The organism is Pseudoalteromonas sp. SMS1 (genome assembly GCF_021530565.1).
Lineage (GTDB): Bacteria > Pseudomonadota > Gammaproteobacteria > Enterobacterales > Alteromonadaceae > Pseudoalteromonas.
Map to the genome: position 1 here is coordinate 1 of NZ_JAKGBI010000064.1, position 3,063 is coordinate 3,063.

1 tRNA gene and 2 rRNA genes are annotated in these 3,063 nt (G+C 49.5%); all 3 read left to right on the plus strand.

Annotated features, from left to right (window positions below):
• Positions 1–9 precede the first annotated feature (9 nt).
• Positions 10–1,542: ribosomal RNA gene (locus L1286_RS23980) — 16S ribosomal RNA — on the plus strand.
• 141 nt (positions 1,543–1,683) lie between these two features.
• Positions 1,684–1,759: transfer RNA gene (locus tag L1286_RS23985), tRNA-Ala, on the plus strand.
• A gap of 152 nt (positions 1,760–1,911) precedes the next feature.
• A 23S ribosomal RNA gene (locus tag L1286_RS23990) occupies positions 1,912–3,063 on the plus strand; the annotation flags it as partial.

The window sequence follows — 3,063 nt, forward strand, 5'->3', positions numbered from 1 at the left end:
AAAAACTTTTAATTGAAGAGTTTGATCATGGCTCAGATTGAACGCTGGCGGCAGGCCTAACACATGCAAGTCGAGCGGAAACGAGAATAGCTTGCTATTCGGCGTCGAGCGGCGGACGGGTGAGTAATGCTTGGGAACGTGCCGTAAGGTGGGGGACAACCATTGGAAACGATGGCTAATACCGCATAATGTCTACGGACCAAAGGGGGCTTCGGCTCTCGCCTTATGATCGGCCCAAGTGGGATTAGCTAGTTGGTAAGGTAATGGCTTACCAAGGCAACGATCCCTAGCTGGTTTGAGAGGATGATCAGCCACACTGGAACTGAGACACGGTCCAGACTCCTACGGGAGGCAGCAGTGGGGAATATTGCACAATGGGCGCAAGCCTGATGCAGCCATGCCGCGTGTGTGAAGAAGGCCTTAGGGTTGTAAAGCACTTTCAGTAAGGAGGAAAGGTTAGTAGTTAATACCTGCTAGCTGTGACGTTACTTACAGAAGAAGCACCGGCTAACTCCGTGCCAGCAGCCGCGGTAATACGGAGGGTGCGAGCGTTAATCGGAATTACTGGGCGTAAAGCGTACGCAGGCGGTTTGTTAAGCGAGATGTGAAAGCCCCGGGCTCAACCTGGGAACTGCATTTCGAACTGGCAAACTAGAGTGTGATAGAGGGTGGTAGAATTTCAGGTGTAGCGGTGAAATGCGTAGAGATCTGAAGGAATACCGATGGCGAAGGCAGCCACCTGGGTCAACACTGACGCTCATGTACGAAAGCGTGGGGAGCAAACAGGATTAGATACCCTGGTAGTCCACGCCGTAAACGATGTCTACTAGGAGCTGGGGTCTTCGGACAACTTTTCCAAAGCTAACGCATTAAGTAGACCGCCTGGGGAGTACGGCCGCAAGGTTAAAACTCAAATGAATTGACGGGGGCCCGCACAAGCGGTGGAGCATGTGGTTTAATTCGATGCAACGCGAAGAACCTTACCTACACTTGACATACAGAGAACTTACCAGAGATGGTTTGGTGCCTTCGGGAACTCTGATACAGGTGCTGCATGGCTGTCGTCAGCTCGTGTTGTGAGATGTTGGGTTAAGTCCCGCAACGAGCGCAACCCCTATCCTTAGTTGCCAGCGATTCGGTCGGGAACTCTAAGGAGACTGCCGGTGATAAACCGGAGGAAGGTGGGGACGACGTCAAGTCATCATGGCCCTTACGTGTAGGGCTACACACGTGCTACAATGGCAGATACAGAGTGCTGCGAACTTGCGAAAGTAAGCGAATCACTTAAAGTCTGTCGTAGTCCGGATTGGAGTCTGCAACTCGACTCCATGAAGTCGGAATCGCTAGTAATCGCGGATCAGAATGCCGCGGTGAATACGTTCCCGGGCCTTGTACACACCGCCCGTCACACCATGGGAGTGGGTTGCTCCAGAAGTAGGTAGCTTAACCTTCGGGAGAGCGCTTACCACGGAGTGATTCATGACTGGGGTGAAGTCGTAACAAGGTAGCCCTAGGGGAACCTGGGGCTGGATCACCTCCTTAACGATTTAGAACACATTTGTTCGAAGTGTCCACACAGATGATTGTTATGTATTTACTCGCTTAGCGAACTAAGGGTCGCAAATACATACTTTGTCTAAAATCAAAGCATGTGGATTTCAAGCAATGTATTCCTAGTAATGTGGGGCTATAGCTCAGCTGGGAGAGCGCCTGCCTTGCACGCAGGAGGTCAGCAGTTCGATCCTGCTTAGCTCCACCACTTTACTACCACTTCCTAAAGATAAGCACTCTTACTTAGTTTAAAATCAAATAAACTGAGAGTTTTTAACTCTGAGAAGTTATTCTCTTGCTCTTTAAAAATTTGGAAAGCTGATAATTAAATTCTCGAATAACAAGCAATTGTTATTCAGAGTTTTCGAAAGAAAATGCCGATTAATCATTCAATTTGGCAGTTGGAGGCGATGAAGGACGTACTAACTTGCGATAAGCTAAGTCAAGCCAGTAAGAGGCACTTGAGACTTAGATTTCCGAATGGGGAAACCCACCGCTTAGCGGTATCTTGCAGTGAATACATAGCTGTAAGAGGCAAACCGGGAGAACTGAAACATCTAAGTACCCCGAGGAAAAGAAATCAACCGAGATTCCGAAAGTAGCGGCGAGCGAAATCGGATTAGCCCTTAAGCTTCAGTGTAATTAGTGGAACCTTCTGGAAAGTTGGACGACACAGGGTGACAGTCCCGTACACGAAAATTTATCTGAAGTGAAATCGAGTAGGTCGGAGCACGTGAAACTTTGACTGAATATGGGGGGACCATCCTCCAAGGCTAAATACTCCCAACTGACCGATAGTGAACCAGTACCGTGAGGGAAAGGCGAAAAGAACCCCTGTGAGGGGAGTGAAATAGAACCTGAAACCGTGTACGTACAAGCAGTAGGAGCCCTTCGAGGGTGACTGCGTACCTTTTGTATAATGGGTCAGCGACTTATATTCTGTAGCAAGGTTAACCATTTAGGGGAGCCGTAGCGAAAGCGAGTCTTAACTGGGCGCTTAAGTTGCAGGGTATAGACCCGAAACCCGGTGATCTAGCCATGGGCAGGTTGAAGGTCAGGTAACACTGACTGGAGGACCGAACCCACTAACGTTGAAAAGTTAGGGGATGACCTGTGGCTAGGAGTGAAAGGCTAATCAAACCGGGAGATAGCTGGTTCTCCCCGAAATCTATTTAGGTAGAGCCTCGGACGAATACTTACGGGGGTAGAGCACTGTTAAGGCTAGGGGGTCATCCCGACTTACCAACCCTTTGCAAACTCCGAATACCGTAAAGTACTATCCGGGAGACACACGGTGGGTGCTAACGTCCATCGTGGAGAGGGAAACAACCCAGACCGTCAGCTAAGGTCCCAAAGTGTATGTTAAGTGGGAAACGATGTGGGAAGGCTAAAACAGCTAGGAGGTTGGCTTAGAAGCAGCCATCCTTTAAAGAAAGCGTAATAGCTCACTAGTCGAGTCGGCCTGCGCGGAAGATGTAACGGGGCTAAACATACCACCGAAGCTACGGCTGC